Origin of the sequence: Halothiobacillus neapolitanus c2 (assembly GCF_000024765.1) — a bacterium.
Lineage (GTDB): Bacteria > Pseudomonadota > Gammaproteobacteria > Halothiobacillales > Halothiobacillaceae > Halothiobacillus > Halothiobacillus neapolitanus.
In genome coordinates, this window is the sequence record NC_013422.1 from 1,447,995 (window position 1) to 1,469,512 (window position 21,518).

The 21,518-nt window shown below is 54.2% G+C and carries 22 protein-coding genes; 7 read left to right on the top strand and 15 right to left on the bottom strand.

From position 1 onward, the window contains the following. Window position 1: 1 nt before the first annotated feature. The 3 genes from HNEAP_RS06705 to gyrA are packed head-to-tail and all read right to left on the bottom strand — an operon-like array spanning window position 2 to window position 4,963. Window positions 2-1,165 (bottom strand): phosphoglycerate dehydrogenase, encoded by a 1,164-nt coding sequence (locus tag HNEAP_RS06705; protein ID WP_012824205.1) that lies wholly within the window; start codon window positions 1,163-1,165, stop codon window positions 2-4. Window positions 1,166-1,224: 59 nt separating this feature from the next. After that, window positions 1,225-2,316, bottom strand: coding sequence for a 3-phosphoserine/phosphohydroxythreonine transaminase (gene serC / locus HNEAP_RS06710; protein ID WP_012824206.1), 1,092 nt, complete (start codon window positions 2,314-2,316; stop codon window positions 1,225-1,227). 52 nt (window positions 2,317-2,368) lie between these two features. Next, a complete protein-coding gene (gene gyrA / locus HNEAP_RS06715) occupies window positions 2,369-4,963 on the bottom strand; it encodes a DNA gyrase subunit A (protein WP_012824207.1) in 2,595 nt (864 codons plus the stop codon). A gap of 194 nt (window positions 4,964-5,157) precedes the next feature. On the opposite strand from gyrA, the gene HNEAP_RS12695 reads away from it, so the two are divergent. From HNEAP_RS12695 to HNEAP_RS06725, 3 genes are all read left to right on the top strand, one after another. After that, entirely contained in the window at window positions 5,158-5,490 is a 333-nt protein-coding gene (locus HNEAP_RS12695; protein ID WP_133484593.1) for a hypothetical protein, read from the top strand. Then, window positions 5,483-6,106 carry an OmpA family protein gene (locus HNEAP_RS06720; RefSeq protein WP_012824208.1) on the top strand — a complete coding sequence of 208 codons (624 nt, stop codon included), beginning with the start codon at window positions 5,483-5,485 and terminating at the stop codon, window positions 6,104-6,106. Before HNEAP_RS12695 ends, HNEAP_RS06720 begins: the two co-directional genes overlap by 8 nt. Before the next feature lie 358 nt (window positions 6,107-6,464). Next, window positions 6,465-7,265, top strand: coding sequence for a mechanosensitive ion channel family protein (locus tag HNEAP_RS06725; RefSeq protein ID WP_012824210.1), 801 nt, complete (start codon window positions 6,465-6,467; stop codon window positions 7,263-7,265). A 34-nt stretch (window positions 7,266-7,299) separates the two neighbouring features. On the opposite strand, the gene HNEAP_RS06730 is transcribed toward HNEAP_RS06725, so the two are convergent. The 4 genes from HNEAP_RS06730 to HNEAP_RS06745 all read right to left on the bottom strand — a co-directional run bounded on the left by HNEAP_RS06730 (window position 7,300) and on the right by HNEAP_RS06745 (window position 11,853). Continuing rightward, entirely contained in the window at window positions 7,300-8,088 is a 789-nt protein-coding gene (locus HNEAP_RS06730; RefSeq protein WP_049772487.1) for a class I SAM-dependent methyltransferase, read from the bottom strand. A gap of 50 nt (window positions 8,089-8,138) precedes the next feature. Then, window positions 8,139-9,494: an amino-acid N-acetyltransferase gene (gene argA / locus HNEAP_RS06735; RefSeq protein ID WP_243726313.1), complete on the bottom strand. Its 1,356-nt coding sequence runs from the start codon at window positions 9,492-9,494 to the stop codon at window positions 8,139-8,141. A 51-nt stretch (window positions 9,495-9,545) separates the two neighbouring features. After that, the gene (argF, locus tag HNEAP_RS06740; protein ID WP_012824213.1) at window positions 9,546-10,484 is read right to left on the bottom strand and encodes an ornithine carbamoyltransferase; all 939 of its coding nucleotides are present in this window, start codon (window positions 10,482-10,484) and stop codon (window positions 9,546-9,548) included. A 118-nt stretch (window positions 10,485-10,602) separates the two neighbouring features. After that, the gene (locus HNEAP_RS06745; RefSeq protein WP_081441119.1) at window positions 10,603-11,853 is read right to left on the bottom strand and encodes an acetylornithine transaminase; all 1,251 of its coding nucleotides are present in this window, start codon (window positions 11,851-11,853) and stop codon (window positions 10,603-10,605) included. A 203-nt stretch (window positions 11,854-12,056) separates the two neighbouring features. Here HNEAP_RS06745 and ubiG point away from each other — a divergent pair, with 203 nt between their 5' ends. The 3 genes from ubiG to HNEAP_RS06760 are packed head-to-tail and all read left to right on the top strand — an operon-like array spanning window position 12,057 to window position 14,060. Further along, the gene (ubiG, locus tag HNEAP_RS06750) at window positions 12,057-12,770 is read left to right on the top strand and encodes a bifunctional 2-polyprenyl-6-hydroxyphenol methylase/3-demethylubiquinol 3-O-methyltransferase UbiG (protein WP_012824215.1); all 714 of its coding nucleotides are present in this window, start codon (window positions 12,057-12,059) and stop codon (window positions 12,768-12,770) included. Further along, entirely contained in the window at window positions 12,760-13,461 is a 702-nt protein-coding gene (locus tag HNEAP_RS06755; protein ID WP_012824216.1) for an HAD family hydrolase, read from the top strand. The genes ubiG and HNEAP_RS06755 overlap by 11 nt, the downstream gene beginning before the upstream one ends. 20 nt (window positions 13,462-13,481) lie before the next feature. Then, entirely contained in the window at window positions 13,482-14,060 is a 579-nt protein-coding gene (locus HNEAP_RS06760; protein WP_012824217.1) for a hypothetical protein, read from the top strand. 30 nt (window positions 14,061-14,090) lie between these two features. On the opposite strand, the gene HNEAP_RS06765 is transcribed toward HNEAP_RS06760, so the two are convergent. The 8 genes from HNEAP_RS06765 to rluB form a co-directional block, all read right to left on the bottom strand. Then, window positions 14,091-14,273, bottom strand: a complete 183-nt coding sequence (locus HNEAP_RS06765) for a PA3496 family putative envelope integrity protein (RefSeq protein WP_012824218.1) — start codon at window positions 14,271-14,273, stop codon at window positions 14,091-14,093. 198 nt (window positions 14,274-14,471) lie between these two features. Continuing rightward, window positions 14,472-14,741 carry a hypothetical protein gene (locus HNEAP_RS06770; protein ID WP_012824219.1) on the bottom strand — a complete coding sequence of 90 codons (270 nt, stop codon included), beginning with the start codon at window positions 14,739-14,741 and terminating at the stop codon, window positions 14,472-14,474. A gap of 142 nt (window positions 14,742-14,883) precedes the next feature. After that, on the bottom strand, window positions 14,884-16,260 hold the full coding sequence (locus HNEAP_RS06775) for a dihydroorotase (protein WP_012824220.1): 1,377 nt from the start codon (window positions 16,258-16,260) through the stop codon (window positions 14,884-14,886). Next, window positions 16,257-17,258, bottom strand: a complete 1,002-nt coding sequence (locus tag HNEAP_RS06780; protein WP_012824221.1) for an aspartate carbamoyltransferase catalytic subunit — start codon at window positions 17,256-17,258, stop codon at window positions 16,257-16,259. Before HNEAP_RS06780 ends, HNEAP_RS06775 begins: the two co-directional genes overlap by 4 nt. Continuing rightward, window positions 17,258-17,782, bottom strand: coding sequence for a bifunctional pyr operon transcriptional regulator/uracil phosphoribosyltransferase PyrR (gene pyrR / locus HNEAP_RS06785; protein WP_012824222.1), 525 nt, complete (start codon window positions 17,780-17,782; stop codon window positions 17,258-17,260). The genes HNEAP_RS06780 and pyrR overlap by 1 nt, the downstream gene beginning before the upstream one ends. Before the next feature lie 2 nt (window positions 17,783-17,784). After that, a complete protein-coding gene (gene ruvX / locus HNEAP_RS06790) occupies window positions 17,785-18,282 on the bottom strand; it encodes a Holliday junction resolvase RuvX (protein WP_012824223.1) in 498 nt (165 codons plus the stop codon). 17 nt (window positions 18,283-18,299) lie between these two features. Next, window positions 18,300-18,950, bottom strand: a complete 651-nt coding sequence (locus HNEAP_RS06795; RefSeq protein WP_012824224.1) for a YqgE/AlgH family protein — start codon at window positions 18,948-18,950, stop codon at window positions 18,300-18,302. Window positions 18,951-19,108: 158 nt separating this feature from the next. Beyond that, window positions 19,109-20,218: a 23S rRNA pseudouridine(2605) synthase RluB gene (rluB, locus tag HNEAP_RS12540; protein ID WP_012824225.1), complete on the bottom strand. Its 1,110-nt coding sequence runs from the start codon at window positions 20,216-20,218 to the stop codon at window positions 19,109-19,111. An 87-nt stretch (window positions 20,219-20,305) separates the two neighbouring features. On the opposite strand from rluB, the gene HNEAP_RS06805 reads away from it, so the two are divergent. Continuing rightward, the gene (locus HNEAP_RS06805; protein ID WP_208107169.1) at window positions 20,306-21,517 is read left to right on the top strand and encodes an MlaE family ABC transporter permease; all 1,212 of its coding nucleotides are present in this window, start codon (window positions 20,306-20,308) and stop codon (window positions 21,515-21,517) included. The last annotated feature ends 1 nt before the right edge of the window (window position 21,518 follow it).

The window sequence follows — 21,518 nt, forward strand, 5'->3', positions numbered from 1 at the left end:
CTTACAGAACGCGGATACGCAGGATGCCGTTGATACCGCGCAAAGCGGCCAAGGTATCGTCTGAAACCGGCGAATCAAGGTCAATCAGAGTATAAGCGACCTGTTTGCGCGACTCGTTCGTCAAACGTTCAATATTGACGTTCGACTTCCCGAGAATATGAGAAATCTGTCCGACCATGTCCGGCATATTGCGGTTGGCGATCGCCAAGCGCTGAACGCCCGAACGAGCCATGCGTACTTCTGGGAAGTTGACCGAGTTACGAATATTGCCGTTTTCGAGGTAATCCTTGATTTGGTCGGCAACCATGATGGCGCAGTTGTCTTCCGCTTCGCCGGTGGATGCGCCCAAATGCGGGAACGTCAGGCAACGGGGGTGGTTTTTGGTCAGGTTGCTCGGAAAATCTGAAACGTAAGCATGTGCCTTACCGGCATCCAGTGCAGCAACCATGGCCGCTTCGTCAACAATGCCTTCGCGAGCGAAGTTCAATACGACAACATTCTCTTTCATGAATGCCAGACGCTCGGCGTTAATCAGGTTGCGGGTGGCATCGATCAACGGCACGTGAAAACTCACGAAATCGGCCTTGGCCAGCACTTCATCCACACTGCTCGCCTGATGAACTTCAGGAGACAATTCCCATGCACGCTCGATGCTGATGCCCGGATCAAACCCGATCACGCGCATACCCAAGGCTTTGGCCGCGTTAGCTACGCGCACACCGATGGCACCAAGGCCAATCACACCCAAAGTGCGACCGGGCAATTCGAAACCAACGAAATTCTTCTTACCCGCTTCAACGGCCTTGTGAATTTCTTCATCGGTACCATTCAGTCCGCGCGCGAAATCCCAAGCCGCACCGAGGTTACGGATCGACATCAGCATGCCAGCCATAACGAGTTCTTTAACCGCGTTGGCGTTGGCGCCTGGCGCATTGAATACCACAACACCCTGTTCGCTCATCTTCTCGACCGGGATATTGTTGACGCCCGCACCAGCACGACCGATGGCCAATACGGATTCAGGCAGGCTCATATCGTGCATCTTGGCCGAGCGAACCAGAATGGCATCGGCAGAATCGATCGGCGCGCTTACGTTGTACTTATCCGCTGGCAGGCGATCGGTACCCTTATTGGAAATGGCGTTCAGTGTGTGAATATTAAACATTTAAAAACCTCTGGAATCTGAAATTAGCCTGAAAGTCAGCCTGAGAGTCAACTCAGGAATTAACCGTGGCGCTGAGCGAAATCGTGCATAAACGCGATCAGTGCGTCGATACCGGCTTCAGGCATGGCGTTATAAATACTTGCACGCATCCCACCGACGGAACGGTGACCGGCCAGTGCAGAAAGACCGGCCTTGTCAGCCTCGGCAAGGAATGGTTTATCCAGCGCATCATCCTTGAGGATGAAGGGGATATTCATCCAGGAACGGGCATTGAGCGCCACCGGATTGCGATAGAAACCGCCACTCTGATCGATGGCAGCATAGAGCTTGTTGGCCTTGCGCTCGTTAATTTGCTTCATTTGCTCCAAGCCACCATTCGCCAGCAGGCGCTTGAATACCAGACCGGCGATGTACCAGGCATAGGTGGGCGGCGTGTTGTACATCGAACCGTTATCGGCGTGGATTTTGTAGTCGAACATGGCAGGCACGTCGGCACCCGCATGGCCGATCAGATCATCACGAACGATGGCGATCGTTAAACCGGATGGACCAATGTTTTTTTGCGCACCGGCATAGATAATGCCGAACTTAGAAACGTCCACAGGACGCGAGAGGATCGTAGATGACATATCGGCAACCAGAGGCACGTCACCACTTTCAGGAATGTAACCGAACTCGGCGCCCGCAATGGTTTCATTCGGTGTGTAGTGAACATAAGAAGCGTTCGGGTTGAACTTCAGCTCATCGGCTGCAGGCAACAGGGTGTATTTGCTCGGCTTGGTATCGGCAACCACGTTGACGTTCAGGAAGCGCTTCGCTTCAGCAATTGCTTTCTCGGACCAGTGACCGGTGTTCAGATAATCGGCAGAACCATCACCACGAGCAGCTTTCAGGTTCATGGGGATCATGGCAAACTGGGCCGATGCCCCGCCCTGCAAGAACAGCACTTTGTAATTGTCCGGAATCGACATCAACTGACGAAGATCAGCTTCTGCCTGCTCAGCAATGGCAACGAATTTTTTACCGCGATGGCTCATCTCCATCACGGACATACCGGTGCCATCGCAATCCAACATCTCGTCGCGTGCTTGAATCAACACATCTTCAGGTAACGTCGCAGGACCTGCGCCAAAATTAAATACTCGCGCCATGATTACTCCCAACCGTTTCTAATTAAAATCCCAAAAACCTATCGACTGATCATTACTCAGTTTCGCTCGAACCGTCTTCTTCAGTAGCGTTCTCATCCCTGTCTGCATCGGAATCTACAGACATAGCCGACACCGCCGCCAATTGCACCAATTTTTCATCGTCACTTAGGCGAATCAGAATGACGCCCTGCGTATTGCGAGAAACCGATGAAATCTGACTGATTTCTGTGCGCACCAATGTGCCGGCATCGGAGATGAGAATGACCTCATCTTCATCCTGAACCAGCGCCGCACCCACCAAAGCACCATTGCGCTCGCTGGTCTGGATTGCGATGACACCTTGGCCGCCACGCCCTTGTAACGGGAAGTCATCGATTGGCGTGCGCTTGCCGTAGCCATGTTCCGTGGCGGTAAGAACCTGACCTTCGCCCACGACAAGCAGAGAAACGACGCGCTGCATCTCGTCCATCCGAATGCCGCGGACTCCACCGGCTGTTCGTCCCATCGAGCGCACGTCGGCTTCTGCGAAACGAATGGATTTGCCCGCATTGCTAAAGAGCATGAGTTCGCGTGAGCCATCGGTGAGCCTGGCGCCGACCAGCCGATCATCGTCGCGCAGGTCAATCGCAATAATACCGGCCTGACGTGGCCGCGAGAAATCAACTAATGGTGTCTTCTTCACTTGGCCCGTGGCTGTGGCGAAGAAAATATAGTGATCGTCGACAAACTCACGCACCGGCAACAGTGCATTGACCCGCTCACCTTCCTGCAAAGGCAGAATGTTCACGACCGGACGGCCACGCGCACCCCGAGCCCCTTGCGGCAACTGATAGACTTTACGCCAATAAACGCGGCCCAAATTGGTAAACATCAACGCCCAAGCGTGCGTACTGGCTACCATCAGCTGCTCAATGACATCTTCATCTTTCATTCGAGTCGACGATTTGCCACGTCCACCTCGCCGCTGGCTCTGATATTCGCTCAGCGATTGGGTCTTGATGTACCCTTCTCGCGACAGGGTGACCACGCGATCCTCTTCCGCGATCAGATCTTCAATGGAGAGGTCTTCATAATCAAAAACAATCTCGGTGCGGCGGGCATCACCAAACTCCTCGATCATGGCAACCAGCTCGTCACGGATAACCTGCATCAGACGAGATTCCGAACGCAAAATATCCAACAGATCGATAATTTTTTCGAGCAAGCTACGATATTCTTCGACGATCTTGTCCTGCTCCAGACCGGTGAGGCGGTTGAGGCGCATTTCAAGGATCGCTTGCGCTTGCTCTTGTGAGAGGCGGTAACTGCGATCCGGCTGCAATCCAAAATCGGCCGTCAGAGATTCCGGTCGGGAAGCGGCTGCATCCGCTCGTTCCAGAAGGGCGTGAACCAGACCCGAATCCCAATTTTGGGCCATTAACGCGGTGCGCGCTTCATTAGAAGTGGGCGCCGCCTTAATCAAAGCAATCATCGCATCAATGTTCGCCAGGGCAACGGCCAGGCCTTCAAGGATGTGCGCGCGTTCGCGTGCCTTACGTAAATCATAGATCGTGCGTCGCGTCACCACTTCCCGGCGATGACGCAAAAATACGGTCAAGATGTCGCGCAAACCCAAGGTACGCGGCTGCCCACCGACAATCGCGACCATATTGATCCCAAACACGCTCTGCATCTGGGTTTGTTGATAGAGGTTATTGAGCATCACATCAGGCAATTCGCCACGCCGAAGCTCGATCACAATGCGCATACCGTCCTTGTCGGATTCGTCACGCAGTTCGGTGATGCCTTCGATTTTTTTCTCGCGGACCAATTCGGCGATGCGCTCAATCAAACGGGCCTTGTTCACCTGATAGGGCAACTCGGTCACGATGATAATGGCTTTGCCGGCACGGTCATCTTCTTCGAAATGGGTCCGAGCGCGCATAACAACGCGACCACGACCAGTGAGATATGCCTCACGAATGCCGGCGGCGCCGTTTATGATGCCGGCCGTTGGAAAATCAGGCCCCGGCACGTGCGACAACAGCGTTTCATCGTCGGTATCCGGATCATCGATCAACGCAATGGTCGCATTCAGTATTTCGGTCAGATTGTGCGGCGGGATATTTGTCGCCATGCCAACGGCGATGCCCGACGAGCCATTCACCAACAGGTTGGGGTAGCGTGCGGGGAATACGCTTGGCTCACTCTCCGATCCATCGTAGTTATCAATGAAATCGACGGTCTCTTTTTCAAGATCGGCCTGCAACTCGTGCGCGACCTTGGCCATGCGCACTTCGGTATATCGCATGGCTGCAGGCGCGTCACCATCAACGGAACCGAAGTTACCCTGGCCGTCGATCAACATGTAGCGCATGGAAAAATTTTGCGCCATCCGGACCAGTGCATCGTAAACCGCAGTATCGCCATGCGGGTGGTATTTACCGATGACGTCACCGACGACACGGGCCGACTTCTTGTAAGGCTTGTTCCAGTCGTTGCCGAGCTCACGCATGGCGTACAGAACGCGTCGATGGACCGGCTTGAGCCCATCGCGTGCATCGGGCAATGCACGACCGACAATTACACTCATCGCATAGTCAAGATATGAGCGCCGCATCTCGTCTTCGAGATTGACCTTGAATATCTCTTGCGCAAATTCAGACATTGTTAATCCTTACGATTTCTCACGCCCAATCCGGTGGTGTCGAGACCCAGTGGCTTATGAGTACAAATAAACGGTCACCATGACCCAGCAAAAAAGAGCCGGAAGTTTACCACAAGATGACAAATGAACGCTCATGCTGATCATCACTTCATATCCCTCTCCACCGTTGTGCCAAGTCAGTAGGCATCACATCAATGATGCGTATCACGCCAACCACGAATGTTGCAAATAAACAACGCGAACGCACCAAGGACAACCAAAAAAACCATTCACGCTGCAATCAATTTAACCCATTGATTATGAAATTAATTACGGCGATTATGCGCACAATGAGCACTCAAAAACCACAAACAGAATCGAAGTATGCCCTCTCGCATACCGTTAAACAGTCACATCCAGCGCGCCCTTTTACTGCAAAAGGAACTCCGGCACTACATTTGCCAATCGAATGGGGCATAATAGATGACGCATCATGCTTATCATTCTCATGCGTCCATTTAGAGAAAGGAGACCTTACAGATGAATAAATTTACCGTACTCGCCACAGGCATCGTTGCGGCCATGGCATTATCCGGTCAAGCCTTCGCCGACCAGAAACCGTTGTCACCTTACGTGTTCAACAGTGCTGGCGAACCCGTTATGACGCCTTACGGCGAATGTGTTCACAATGGCGTGGGTAAAGTTACCCCAGAAACAGCCATTATGGCCTGCGATCCAGACATGATTGCCAAGCCAAAAGAAGCGGCTCCTGCAGCTCTGGTAGAACCACCTCCAGCGCCAGAAATGAAAACAGTCACCCTGACTGCCGACACCTACTTCGACTTCGACAAGTACAACCTCAAGCCAGCCGGCAAAGAAGCTTTGGACAAGTTGATCTCTGAAATGGGCGACATGAACTCGATTGCCAAGATCAAAGTTGTGGGTTACACCGACAGCATCGGCACCGAGAAATACAACATTGGCCTGTCAGAGCGTCGTGCCAACACGGTTGCCAAGTACCTGACTGCTCACAACATCCCTGCCGACAAGATCGAAACCCAAGGCATGGGTGAAGCTGATCCGGTAGCTAGCAACAAGACCAAAGAAGGTCGCGCCAAGAATCGTCGTGTTGTTGTAACAACCGAAGGCGTCAGCAGCAACTAATCATTGCTGATGGTTCGGGTCATTCGACCCGAATGCCGATTGATAAAAACACCGCCTACGCGGTGTTTTTTATTATCCGATCACTTCAGAATCAAAAGTTTAAGGCCGAAATATCGAGGCCAATTTCATCCTGAACCCAAAGGGAAACCCTGATTAAATCAGGGATTCCGCGCGGCTCAGGGATTTGCCGCCGTAAACAACCATCACGGTAATTGTTTATGAAAAAAATCAAAATTCACATTTTTGATTTTCGCCCTCTGAAAATAACAGGATGTAATTATTCAGATCGTTCAAAGAGAATGGCACACTCAAACCCGTGTCCTTATCCAATTCCCATATCCTGAGGAGAGGCTTGAACATGTTCGACTCTGCACTATTCCATGACGTAATCCAGCCCTGGCTGATCAAGATCGCGCTTGCACTCGCCATCGCCGTAGCAGGTTATTACATCAGTCGCTGGACCGTACCCTGGCTTGAACGCGTATTACGGAGAACCCGCGTAGATATCATGTTGATTGGCTTTATCGTCTCCATCGCTCGAACCATTTTCCTGCTTTTCATTGCGGTCGCTGCCTTGTCTCAACTAGGACTCGACACAACATCACTGGTAGCCCTCATCGGCGCCGCCGGTATTGCCGTTGGTCTTGCGCTCAAGGAATCGCTGGGGAATTTCGCCGCAGGGGTCATGATTCTTATTTTTCGACCATTCAAGATCGGTGACTTTGTCGATGGCGCGAATGTGATGGGCACCATCAAAGAAATTGGTATTTTCCAGACCCGCATGACCGATCCATCAAACGTCGAAATCATCGTGCCCAATGCCACGATATACAACAGCCCGATCAAAAACTTCAGCACCCACCCAACGCGTCGAATCGAAATTGCCGTTGGCATCGATTACGCGAACGATCCAAGACAAGCAAAAGAAATCATCACGTCGCTTTGTGCGGCAGACAGCAGGATACTGCCCGAGCCCGCGCCGCTTGTGCTCGTCAATGATTTTGGCGCGTCGAGTATCGACTTGCTGATTCGCGTTTGGGTTAATGCCAGCGACATATTGGCGGTTCAAACGGAACTTCGTGAGCAGATCAAGCAACGGTTCGATGAAGAGAATATCGCCATCCCATTCCCACAAATGGTACTGCGCCGACCCGAGTAACGGTCACAAGCGATGCGCCACCAACGATGGACTGTTACTGCGAGAGGGAAGCCGCAGGCTTGATATAACAATCGAAACGGACCCGACCGCTACTGATGCTCATTGATGGCTGGGCACCAGCCAAAGCGGGCGACTGTGGCGGGCGCTTGACCACATACCGATTCGCCGGTTGCTGACGCGCCCACACGAACAGCGCATCGGCATCCTCGTCACTACCCACCAGATCATGAAAGATGCGCATATCCTTTTTCACCAGCGCGGACTTCTGCCGCTCCGGGAACATCGGATCCATCAACCAAACCGTATCTTTATCGGGTTTGATGTTCTCAGGCCATGCCTCACGGGCGTCCGAACCATAAAGATGGATACGCGATGCAATATCATGCGTCTTGGGCTCCAACCGCGCGCGCAGCAACGCATCAGATAACAAAAAGTGAATCAGTGGATGTCGTTCGAAAGCAAACACGGTGCAGCCCGTACTGGCAAGTGCCCAGGAATCACGCCCAAGTCCAGCCGTCAGATCGATGACAACGGGGCGCCGATTAGCGCGCAAACCTGCCGCTTTTGCCAGCGGTTCACGCAAAGTCATTGGCTGATTGAAACGAGCGTTCTGGACGAAATCGATACCAAGGGAATGACGACCAAACGCATCATTATCTGTTGGTGGAAACAACTGCCAACAACCATCCGAATATCGCAGAACAAAATGATCGGGCTGGATTTCAGCCAATTCTTCCGAACAGACTGTGGGGATAGGAAGAAGCTGCGCCTGCTGAATCAGGCTGACTTCACGCCGATCTGCATCAGCGGTTGGCAAGACCAAACGGACTTTATCAGTCCAAGAAAGTGACGCAGAAACCGTCAAGGAATGGCTCAGATCCACTTACGGTAGATTTTGGAATTGCGCTTGAAGTTATAAAGGGCTTGGCGCTCCGCAGGCAAACCGGAGATATTCTCTGCCGCAAAGCCTTTTTCTTTGAAGAACGCCATGGTCTGCGTCGAGAGCAGAAACAGCGATTTCAACCCCATGGAACGGGCACGCAACTCGAGGAAACCAAGCAACCGCCCTGCCCGTCCGCCGCGCTGATAAGCGGGATGAACCACCAGTGCAGCCAATTCGGCCGATTGTGCGTCTGGGTAGGGATAAAGCGCAGCACACCCGATGATATCGCCATCACGTTCAATCACCACGAAACGATCCAGCTCCAACTCAAGCTGTTCGCGCGAGCGACGAACCAGAACACCCGTTTGCTCCAACGGTTCGATGAGCGCGACGATGCCACCGATATCATCAAGACTGGCCGCACGAATGCGCTCGAAGGGCTCTGCAGAAATCAGGGTGCCGCAACCATCGCGGGTAAAGAGTTCAACCAGCAACGCGCCGTCATCTTCACGGTCGACAAGATGCACACGATCCACACCGCGAGAACAGGCGCGTATCGCGCTTTCCAGATGCAAGCGGAACTCATCGGAAAGCGCCGATCCGGACTGGGACAGAAGCTGGTGCACGTCAGGCAATCCCATTACCGAAGGCAGATTGTCGACAGGATCGGTCAGAAAAATGAGCTTATCGGCACCAAGGCTGACTGCCAGAGATTCTGCAACTTCCTCAGCTCGTAGATTGAAAAGCTCACCGGTGGGCGAAAAACCCAAGTTGCTCTGCACCACAATCGAACCGTCACCCAGCGCGTCACGAATGCCATCCACGTCGACTCTGCGAACTGCGCCGGTAAAGCCCAGATCCACACCGTCGATAACGCCCATCGGACGTGCGGTGACAAAGTTGCCGGTCAGCACGCGTTGCGCGAGACCCGAACCCGAGGACATGCTCAGACGAGTCGACAACCAGGAAAGCAGATCGAACTGCAAAGCACCTACGGCTTCGGTCAAAGGGTCGATCATCTCGAATTCAGTAATACGCAAACCCTTATGGAATTGCGGCTCTATACCCACTTGGGCGAGACGACGATTGATTTGGGGGCGTGCGCCAGGCACCAAAACCAAACGAACACCCAGATCCGCCAACAGGACCAGATCACGCACCACACGATTGAACGACTCGGGTTCAGCCAACGCCTCTCCGCCGAAGGCCACCACGAAAACCTTACCATCGTGCTCACGAATGTAGGGCACGGCATTACGCAATCCGTGGACAAGAACCTGCTGAGGACTCAAAACCGTGGTGGCCGTTTCCATGGCGACATCCTTTGACTGCAAGGGCGTATTCATGCCGGTTGATACTCAGCGTTCATGGCCAGGCCGACAATGCGCCGAACCCGATTAGGCGACCGGGTTGCCGACATCATCAGATACATCGCCCAAAATCAAGAACTCAAGCAATGCCTTCTGTGTGTGCAGGCGTGCTTCCGCCTCTTGCCACACAACGCTTTGCGGGCCATCAATGACTTCAGCCGTTACTTCTTCCCCACGATGGGCAGGCAGGCAATGCATGAACAAGGCATCTGAATTGGCATGCGCCATGACGCCATCGTCGATCACAAAAGTTTTGAAATCCCGGAGGCGGCGCTCACGCTCGTCTTCCTGCCCCATACTAGCCCAAACATCGGTAACCACAAGATCGGCACCCGAGGCTGCCTCATGTGCAGTTCGGACGATATGCACACGATCACCCGCGGCAGCCACAACGGCAGGATCTGGTTGATAGCCCTCCGGGGTAGCGATCATCAACTCGAAATCGAATACCTGTGCTGCGTTGATATACGAATGGCACATATTGAAACCGTCACCGATCCACGCCACGCGTTTGCCCTGAATCGAGCCGCGATTCTGCTCGAAAGCGAACACGTCGGCCAGCAGCTGGCAGGGGTGGTTCAAGTCGGTCAGCGCATTGATCACGGGCACGCGGGAATAAGCGGCGAATTGCTCCACCATGTGGTGATCTTTTGCTCGGATCATGACCGCATCGACCATCCGAGAAATGACCCGGGCGGAATCCTCAATCGGCTCGCCCCGCCCCAATTGGGTGTCACGTGGCGACAGAAAGATGGCTGTACCGCCTAATTGGGCGATACCCGCCTCGAAGGACAATCGCGTGCGTGTCGATGCTTTCTCGAAAATCATCCCCAAGACCCGTTGACGGAGGGTATCCGGTCGAACGCCCGCATCATATGCTTTCTTGAGCGCCTCGGCCCGAGCAAGAATTCGACGATAGTCCGCCTGGGAATAATCCAGCAAACTCAGGAAGTGACGCACTGACATAAAAAAATCTCTACCTACCGGGCAACAGGCTCAGTGCCCATCACCCCAATAAAATTTGAACAATAAAATAATGCAAGGAATGCCCCCTGCCGGCACCCTGCGCGAGCCCTAGAGCACGTTAGTCCGTTACTTGAGTCGCGTTGGCATGCAACCAGGAAAGAACCACGTCACCCAGGCGCTTTACGAGGTCATCGGCCTGTTCATCGGACAGGATCAACGGAGGCAGCAACCGGATCACAGAGCCAGCCGTCACGTTGATCAACAACCCCTCATCCAAGGCCAGTCGGACCAGTTCGCCACAGGGCCGATCCAGCACAACCCCAATCATCAAGCCTCGACCGCGCAGTTCAAGCACAGCGGACTGTCCGGCAAAGACGGTGTGCAAACCACTGCGAATCCGCTCACTCAACTGTGCCGCACGTGAAACGAGTTGGTCCCGCTCAATCACGCTCAGAACCGTATGCGCAACTCGGCAAACCAGAGGATTGCCCCCAAATGTCGAACCATGATTGCCCGGCGCGAACAGGGTCGCGGCCTTTCCTGCACCCATACAAGCGCCAATCGGTACACCGTTCCCGAGCCCTTTGGCCAAACTCATGACATCAGGCAACAAGCCCTCTTCATGCTGGAAGCCAAACCACTGCCCGGTACGTCCGATGCCGGTTTGCACTTCATCAACCATCATCAACCAGTCGTGCTGATCGCATAATGCCCGAATACCCTGCAAATATCCCTCGGGCGCCGCACGGACGCCGCCCTCGCCTTGAACGGGCTCGACCAGCACCGCCACGATGTTGCCGTGCAACGTCGCCATCCGCTCAATCGCTTCAAGATCACCGTAGGGCACTCGCAGGAAGCCGACAACCAAAGGGCCGAACCCCTTCTGAATAGCCGCATTTCCAGTCGCAGCCAGCGTAGCCAGCGTCCGGCCATGGAAACTGGTTTCCATCACCAGGATTTGTGGATTTTCAATCTGCCGTTGATGCGCATACAGCCGAGCCAGCTTGATTGCCGCCTCGTTTGCTTCCGCCCCGGAATTAGAAAAAAAAACCGATTCCATACCGGAAATCTCGGCCAACTTGTCGGCCAACCGGGATTGCCAATGCACGCCGTAAACATTAGAGGTGTGTATGAGGGTCTTTGCCTGATCACAAATGGCTTCACTGATATCAGGATGGGAATGCCCCAACCCCGTCACTGCGATACCGCTCAATGCATCCAGATACTCGCGCCCGGCCTCATCCCACAAACGCGCACCCTCACCACGAACGAACGTGACCGGCTGCCGATTATAGGTAGACATCAAATGGCTGCTCATTTGGCTGCTCTCATCTGAATATTCATGGTGCGATGCTCCTGACCAATGCATCAAGTAAGGTTGTGCAAATAAAGATACAACAAATAAAGGGGATTCGAGCCCCCTTTATTTGAGCTTATCATAAAAGCAGATACCTTCCTCGGGAATGCGCGACTCAAAACACGATTCGCCCTGCTAGAATAAACACGCTAATGCGGCCAGACCCTAACCGGAATCGAGCTATTCACTTCCCCCGCCTTGTCGAGAAAAATCGTATGACAGCCCAATCAAGTGCCCGCGCCGATGAGCTGATTAAGTTCAACCAATTATCCGACCAATGGTGGGATCAGGACGGTGCATTTGCTGCGCTTCACGCCATCAACCCCTTGCGCATCCAGTTCATAACTCAACATGTCGAACTATCGGGTGCACGCGTGCTCGATGTCGGTTGTGGCGGTGGGATTCTAAGCGAAGGGCTCACGTTGGAAGGCGCAAAGGTCACGGCACTTGATCTGGCTGCTGATGCGTTGCAAGCGGCAAAAACGCACGCGAATGAACAGGGTTTGAATATCGACTATCGCCTGGAAGATATTCTTTCGTTTGCAGAAACGCATGCAGGCACTTTTGATCAAGTCACCTGCATGGAAATGCTGGAACATGTCGACCAACCTGAATCAATTGTTCAAGCACTGGCCAAAGCGGTTAAACCGGGTGGATGGGTGTTTTTATCCACCTTGAATCGAAATCCGAAATCATGGTTATTCGGTATCGTTGCGGCAGAATACCTGCTCAAATTGGTGCCTCGTGGCACGCATGATCACAAGCGGTTCATCAAGCCGTCCGAACTGGCACGCATGGCCCGTCAGGTCGGGCTTAACCCAGTGGCGTTCACCGGCATTACCTACAACCCCCTCACCCGTTCGTATGCCCTGAATGCGCAGGATCTGGACGTAAACTATCTCATGGCCTGCCGTCGCCATGAGATTTGATACAAAGCTGCCTTCCAACCAAACTCATCCTGTTCAAGGCGTGCTGTTCGACCTCGACGGGACACTGATTGATACGGCACCCGATATGGCACTTGCACTCAATCGCCTGAGGTTGGAATGTAACTTGCCCCCCATGCCTTTCGAGCAGATTCGCCCGCAGGTATCCAATGGTGCGCGGGGCCTGCTGGAGATTGGCTTTCAACTCGGTCCGAATGATCAAGGATTCGCGATTCTTCGCGATCGCTTCCTTCAACTCTATCGGCAGGATATCGCAGGAGAAACCCGCTTGTTTGCGGGATTCGATAAAGTGATCGACTGGTTGAATAAGCAAGAAATGCATTGGGGCATCGTGACCAACAAACCCGGTTTCCTGACTCGGGAACTGGTGAAGGAACTGGACTTAAAGCCCGCAGTTGTAATTGCAGGAGATGACTTACTCCGGCGCAAACCCTATCCCGATCAGCTCATTTATGCTGCGGGGCAACTACGGCTGCCACCACAACACATCCTGTATGTGGGCGACCATGAGCGCGACATACAAGCCAGCCGAGCCGCACATATGCCCTCCGCTGCCGTCCGCTGGGGTTATCTGGACGGCGAAAGGCCGATCGAAGACTGGCTGGCCGATGTCATTCTGACAAACCCCACTGACTTGCTCGACTTACTCTCACCAACCCCTAATCCAAACTAAAAAAATCCAAGGTTTCCCCTATGTCACGCTCCGTACTCAGCTTTCTTCCTTGGGCGATTGCGCTCAACAGCTTTCATCCCTCTGAGCCATTGGAAAGTTTTGCGGATCTCATGGGGTTTTATCGAGATGCGTTACCTAAATTGCGTCCCGGAAACTTTGAGAAGATCAAATCGAATGACCCGGCAAAGGCCGCTCAAATCGATGGCCTGATCATGGCGCTACTGTTGGTGGATGGTTTGCTTTGTGCTCGGGCAGATCATCAAGCAAACAAACCGCTGCGCCTACCTGTTAATGAATTGGCCGAATACCGAGTGGATGCGAATCACTTCGAGCAACAAACTGTGGATTTTGCCTGGCGCCGATTATGCGAACGCTACATTCGTCGCAGCCGGGATTTGCTCCAAGCTGCGGCCGTCTTGGGCAAGCCCTGGCTGTCTGGCATGACCTACCGTTTGTGTATTGCACGAACCGAGCAGGTACTTCGCGAGATTCAGGTCGATCCGGCTATCACCTATGCCGGCGGTCGAAGCCCGAAGCTTATGGATCGGCTTACGGCGATGACGCGAATTTTGTGGCGCACCCTTACCGGTCGCCGTTAAAACCAGCGCTGAGATGGCATTGCGTGCCGTTTAAAAGTCATCCTCTATCAACCGCTTGACCCGAGTCATTTCCAGCAGATCGTCAAGCCGACGTCGAGCATCCTTGTTCTCAACTGGTTTTACCTTTTCCACTTCAGGTTCTGCATCAGTCGAATCTTCGGCATCGTCTTCCCAATGCTCGTTGAGATCGGAAATATCGTCGTCTTTACTCACAGTATGTTCCTCAGGAATTGATGGATTTTCGCAGCCTTATACCGTGTTTTTTTCAGCTTGAGAAGAGGGCTTTGCTCCTCGTCTGAAAAATAGTCGCTTCATCACGAATATTTCAATCTCACACAAATGACACCCACAAAAAAACCGCCGGGGTAACCGGCGGTTTCATAACGAGAAAATCAATCAATAAACAGATGATTACTGCTCTTCTTCGTCCAGATCAAAATCATCGTCATCTCCAATTTCCTCGATACGCTCGAGATCCATGAAGCCTTCGATTTCGTCGGCAAACATAACGGCTGTGTCTGCCCACACCATCGGACGAACTTCCGTGGAAAGCACGCCCTCTTCCTCAATCTGTACCAGCGCAAAACAGGTCAAGGGCTCATAACCGATGCCTTCGTCCTCATCGCTAATCAGGGCGTACCAATCATCTGCAGGCATGATGCTCAAAATTTTCGAAGCCATCGTCTTTCTCCTTAGGTGGTGGGTGAAGGTATTTATGGTTGATCATGTCAGCGGCATATGACGCTATCATGGCGTATCTTCAGAACAAAAGGGCCCTTCAAAAAACTTGAATATGGGGGGTTTCGAGGTCCCAAAATTCAAATCAATTTTTAATGTGGCGTTCAAAAACGAGGCGGCCATTAACCCATGTAGCGTGGGTTTGATGGCGGAAATCCCAGCCGAAAAACGGCGTATCCTGGCCGGCTGAACGCATCGTTTTCTCATCCAGAGTCCAGTAAGCGTCGGGATCGATCAGTGCCACATCGGCCCGTGTACCCAATGCGAGTCGACCTGAATCATTCAGACCGAATAGCTCGGCCGGACGACGCGTCAGCGCATCCAGGGCTCTGGTCAGACTCAAACCCTCTTCATCAACCAGCTTGAGCACGAGCGGCAACAAGGTATCCAAACCGGAAATCCCCGGCTCCGTCGCCGGAAATGGTGCCAGCTTGGCATCGGTTTCGTGCGGTTGATGATCGGAAATCACGCAATCGATCGTGCCGTCCGACAGCCCGGCACGCAGAGCATCCCGATCCCGCAAGCCACGCAAAGGTGGCTGAACATGCGTATTTCCGCATAGCGCGTCCGTGTCCATTTCGGACAACCAGAGGTGGTGCGCGCTCACGGAGGCCGTTACCGGCAAACCTTCCGCCTTGGCTTGGGCAATCATTCGCACGCCCGCACGCGAAGAAAGATTGTTGATGTGGATGCGTGCGCCCGTTTCCGCCACCACCGCCAGCAACTGTGCCAACGGAGCCGTTTCGGCAGACACAGGAATGCCCGGCAGGCCCAGTCGAGTGGCGATGGCCCCTTCGTGCGCGCATCCGCGCTTGCTCAGGGATGGGTCTTCGGGCTGAATCACGACCAGAATATCGAAGGTGGCTGCATACTCAAGCGCTCGGCGCAACAGACGCAAATCGCGCACGGGATAATGGGCGTTGGACACGGCGACGCACCCGCCTTCGGTCAATTCGGCCATTTCCGCCAGCAATTCACCCTTCAAACCTTGCGTAAGCGCACCGATCGCCACCACACGGGCACGACCGGACAATTGAGCGCGACGTTTAATGAAGCGTGCCACGGCAACGGTATCCAGTACAGGATCGGTATCAGGCGGCATACAAACGGTTGTAATACCGCCCGCAACGGCTGCCAATGTTTCTGTTGCAATCGTCGCCTTATGCTCCAACCCAGGTTCGCGCAGACGCGCCCAGCCATCGATGACACCGGGAATCAACCACAACCCCTTGGCATCTATCTTTTGAACCTGAGTGTGAGGGAACTGCTCGGGTGCATCACCGATACCCACGATCCGGCCATCTGCCAGATACACATCAGCGATGCGATCAAGCTGGTCAGCCGGATCGAACACCCGCGCGCCCTGAATGAGCCAGGTGTCGCAATCAATGCCCGGACGACAACCTTCAGGATGCCGCACGGGGTCGAGATCAATACCGAGGTTAGGGGGATTTTGAATCATGATTCTGCACTCATGCACAACGCCATCACGGCCATACGCACGCCAATACCGTTGGAAACTTGTTCGAGAATGACGGACTGAGGGCCGTCGGCAACACGGGATTCGATTTCCACCCCGCGATTGGCCGGCCCCGGATGCATCACAATCGCATCGGGTTTGGCCCAACCGAGTTTTTCTTCCGTGAGGCCGTACAAGCGATAAAACTCCTGCTCGGTCGGCAACAGGCCGCCTTCCATGCGTTCGCGTTGCAGACGCAGCATGATGATGACATCCACATCTTTCAAACCCTGGCGCATATCGTGGAATACGCGCACGCCCAGCGGTTCGATGTCATTCGGTATGAGGGTGCGCGGGCCGATGACGCGCAGTTCGCCCACATTGAGCGAGTTAAAAGCGTGAATCTGTGAACGGGCGACGCGAGAGTGTTTCACATCGCCGACAATCGCGATGCGCAAGGGCGCGAAATCACCCTTGATTCGCCGGATCGTGAACGCATCCAGCAGCGCTTGCGTCGGATGTGCATGCCAACCATCGCCCGCATTCAGAACGGAAACGTGCGGCGCTACATGACGAGCGATAAAGTGCGCCGCGCCGGATTGTTCATGGCGCACCACAAACATATCCGCCTGCATGGCTTCGATATTTCGCAACGTATCCAGCAAGCTTTCACCCTTGGTGGTGGCCGAGGTGGAAAGATTGATGTTCAACACATCAGCCGACAGCCGTTTGGCCGCCAGCTCGAAGGTGGTGCGCGTGCGCGTGGATGATTCGAAGAACAGATTCACCACCGTACGCCCGCGTAAGAGCGGAACCTTCTTGATTTCTCGATCCGATACCGACATGAAGTTTTCAGCCGTATCGAGAATACGCGTAATCCAGGTCGGGCCAAGGCCCTCGATGGTCAATAAATGCTTGAGATGTCCCTGCGCGTCAAACTGGATTGCCCAAGGATCAGTCGCCAGTTTGGGAATCATCGGGCGCACAAAATTGACGGCCATCAGGCATTTTCCTCACGAGTCACAATACGGGCGCTCAATGGATCGGGGCCATCGACATGAATTTGCTGGTCAGCCGCAAGGTGAAGGCGCTGCCCGACCGTATCAGCGGCAATCGGCAGTTCACGGCCATCGCGCTCGAACAACACAACAAGCCAGATACGCGCCGGGCGACCATAGTCGAACAGCTCATTCATGGCCGCGCGAATGGTGCGCCCGGTGTACAGCACGTCATCGACCAGAATGATGTCGCGACCGTCGATGTCAGCGGGCAAATACGATGGCGAAACCTGCGGGTGCAGGCCCAAAGTATCAAAATCGTCCCGATAGAACGTGATATTCAGCTTGCCCAGCGGCTCGGCCAGATTCATGCGCTGGTGTAATGCTTCGGCCACCCAAACACCACCACTGTGGATACCCACCATCAGCGGATCGTTTAATTTGCCCAGATCAACCGCCTGCTTCAACTCGGAAAAACACGAGTCAATCAATAGATCAACTGACTTGATTTCAGCACTAGATGTCATGTTTAGGTCCCATTTGTTTGGTATGCGGCAGAAGATTCCACGGAATGCTCCGACGAGTGCACCGGACTTTGACTGAAAAATGTTTCAAGGATGATGGCAGCAGCCTGAGCATCGATCATACTGGGCGATTTCTTCACTTTATCCTTGCCGTGACGGGTGGTGAGCAGCATCTGCGCATGTTCAGAACTCAGTCGCTCATCGACGTAACGAACCGGCAGATTAAAACGGCCATCCAGCCTGCGGCCGAAGCGACGGATGAACTCGGCAACGGGATAAGTCTCGCCCGAATCCATCAACGGCCAACCCAACACCAGACCAACCGGGCGCCATTCATCCAGTAGTTGCCCGATGGCATCCCATTGGATCTGATGTGCGTTGCGATGATGCAGCGTGGTCAATGGACGTGCACTGCCCAGCATTTGCTCACCCACGGCAACACCGATACGCCATGCTCCATAATCGAATGCCAGCCAGGTGCCGGGCAGGACCGAAGTCGTCATGGCGATTCGGCGCAAACTCAGGCGTGACCGGCTTCGCCGGACAGCAAGTTCATGTCGACACCCAAACTTCGTGCAGCTGCAGCCCAACGTTCCTCAACCGGATAATCGAAGATCAGCTCGGTCGTCGCCGCAACAGTCAACCAGGTATTGTCAGCGAGTTCCTGCTCAAGCTGCCCCTCGGACCACCCCGAATAGCCCAGCGCGATCACTGCACGCGCCGGGCCAGCGCCTTCGGCCAATGCCTGCAAAATGTCTTTGGAGGTCGTAAGACCGATTTCATCTGTAATTTCCAGTGTCGATTCCCAACCGCCGTGCGGTGTATGCAATACAAAACCGCGTTCCAGCGCGACTGGGCCACCCATGAAAACGGGTCGACCGCGAATCGACGGGTTGGAACAGGAAATCTTCATGTGATCGAAAATATCACCCAAAGTGACATCCAGCGGACGATTGATGGTAATCCCCATCGCCCCGTCTTCATTGTGCTCACAGACATACGTGACCGTGTGATTGAAGTTCGGATCGTCCAGACTGGGCATGGCGATCAGTATCTGGTTCTTCAACTGAATTGGATCGGTAAAGCTGATCGTCGAGGTGCGTGCAGGGCGTTTATCCTGCGCCTCAATAGTTGGTGTTTGGGAATGGTCTTCTGGAGGAAATTTAATCATAGAGTTAATGATAAACCCCCGCCGCTTGTTAAGGAACCACTGGTAGTGAACCAAGAGCAAAAGTCGAGCGCGTGTTTCTCGAGTTACCCATGGAAATCATGCTTCGGCACGAAAGATCAATGGGTGAAATCAAGCGGATGCGCAGCAACTGAAAACGCTTACCTGCCGCGAGATGGTTTCCGCCCTGGGGCAGTGGTTCGAGCCGTGCCTTGACGCTCCCGACGGATCGGTTTGCCACCGGCACGCGCGGGTTTGCCGCGCTTATCCGAGCCTTCTTCTGTCATTTGCGGACGTGCGCGAGACAAAACCGGACGCGGTTCTCCGGGTCGACTCGAGCGGGTTGTTGCACGCTCAATTGGGCGAGATGTCGGTCGGCCAGCAGTATCGGCGCCCTCTTGCGACTCAGCGCGGACAGGAACGCGGAACGGTTCGGCAGGCCGTTTGGCGACCGTGCCGGTTTGCACACGGGCCCGATACGGTTTCAGCGCGCGCCGCTTGGTGTCTTCATCCTGCACTTTGCGACGAGTTTCGGGGCGAAGGCCAACGAGTTTGACCAACGCATCTTCCATTTCTGGCGGCAGATCCTGCGCGCGCCCCGGCTTGAGGCGTGGCGGCAACGGAATGCCCGCGTAACTGATGCGGATCAGGCGGGAAACCACGGCGCCCACGGCTTCAATCATGCGGCGAATTTCACGATTCCGCCCCTCACGCAGGGTCACGTGATACCAGCGGTTCACCCCAGTGCCACCGGCGTCGCTGAGTTGATCGAAATGGGCCGGGCCGTCATCGAGCTGGACTTCGGTGGTCAACTGCTTGACCTGATCCTCGGTTAATCCGCCCAGTACACGTACAGCATAAGTCCGCTCGATCTGGTGGCTCGGGTGCATCAAGCGGTTGGCCAACTCGCCATCATTGGTCGCCAGTAGCAGGCCGGATGTGTTGAAATCCAGACGACCTACGGTAATCCATCGCCCTTGGCGAATGGCGGGAAGTGAGCCGAATACGGTTGGACGACCTTCCGGGTCGGAAGTAGAGGTGATCTCGCCCTCAGGCTTGTGATAAATGATGACGCGCCGGATCGGTGTTTCGTCGGAAACAGTGATTTTCTGCCCGCGCACGTCGAGAACATCGCCCGCTTCGGCCACGTCACCGAGCTGGGCAACCACGCCGTTCAATTTAACCTCACCCGCACTGATCCAACCCTCGATCATGCGACGGGAACCGAGTCCCTGGGTGGCCAGAATTTTTTGCAGGCGTTGTTTACTCACGCGATTAGTCTCTTAGGTGTGAGGTCGAACGGTTTCGCCTCATTTGATGGTTTATTCATGCATTTTTTCAAGCTAATGATAAGCTCCATGACAATCATTACCAAGAGATACCGACACACCCTCATGTCAACGGCGGCAGAAACAACAAGTTCAGCAGAAACGCCCCCCTTAGCCCGCTGGCTTGAGGACAAAGACGCACGCGACAGGCAGGTGACTGTGCTGGTACTGAGCGGCACGTGGACGATCCACAGCCTGCAGCATGTGCCAACGCTGGATACGTTGTCCGGCGCACCAACCAAAAAAGCGGATAAACCCTGCATTGTGCTTCGAAGCGAGATGAGCGCGTTTGATGGTGCGGGCGCTCTGGTGCTGGCCCGGTGGATTAGAACGTGGCGGGCCGATGGCTTTGAGGTTGATCTTGGCGAGTTTCCACCGCGCGAAACGTCGTTACTCCAATTACTCGACGATCGGCTCGTCGATACCGAACCCGCGCCCGTAAAAAAACCGAAAATGATCGCCCGCATCGGTCAGTTCACGGTGGAACAATGGCATGAAACCCGTTCTTTTCTGGCATTTCTGGGCGAACTCGTTTGGCGCGGTGCTCCGCTTTTGCTCACTTTTTGGCGCATTCGTTGGCGGGCAGTCATATCAGAAATCGATGCGGCCGGTGTGCGGGCGCTTGGCATCGTCGGTTTACTCTCGTTCATGATCGGCATGGTCATGGCCTATCAAGGCGGCGCCACACTGCAAAACTATGGTGCCAACGTGTTGATTGTCGATTTGGTAGGCATCATCACGCTACGTGAAATGGGGCCCTTACTGGCTGCCATCATCGTGGCCGGTCGCACCGGCTCGTCATACACCGCTCAATTGGGCACCATGCGGATCACCGAAGAAATTGATGCCCTGCGCGCCATTGGCGTACCGCCGTTTGAGATTCTGATTTTCCCCAAGGTGCTGGCCTTGATAATCACCCTGCCCCTGCTCTCCATCTTCTCTGATTTGATGGGTCTGCTGGGCGGAGCGGTGGTGGCCAACTATGGCTTTGGGGTGTCTTTCTCAGTGTATTTTGATCGAATGCCCGAGGCCGTATCGCTCACAACGCTTTGGCTCGGGCTGCTCAAAACCCCGGTATTCGCCATCGTCATCGCGTTGATCGGCTGTATGCAGGGGCTGCGGGTGCGCGGTAGCGCGGCGGAAGTCGGCCATGCGACGACGGTCAGCGTGGTACAAGCCATTTTCATGGTGATTGTGATCGATGCGCTCTTTTCGGTGCTCTACAACGTGATGGGCTATTGAC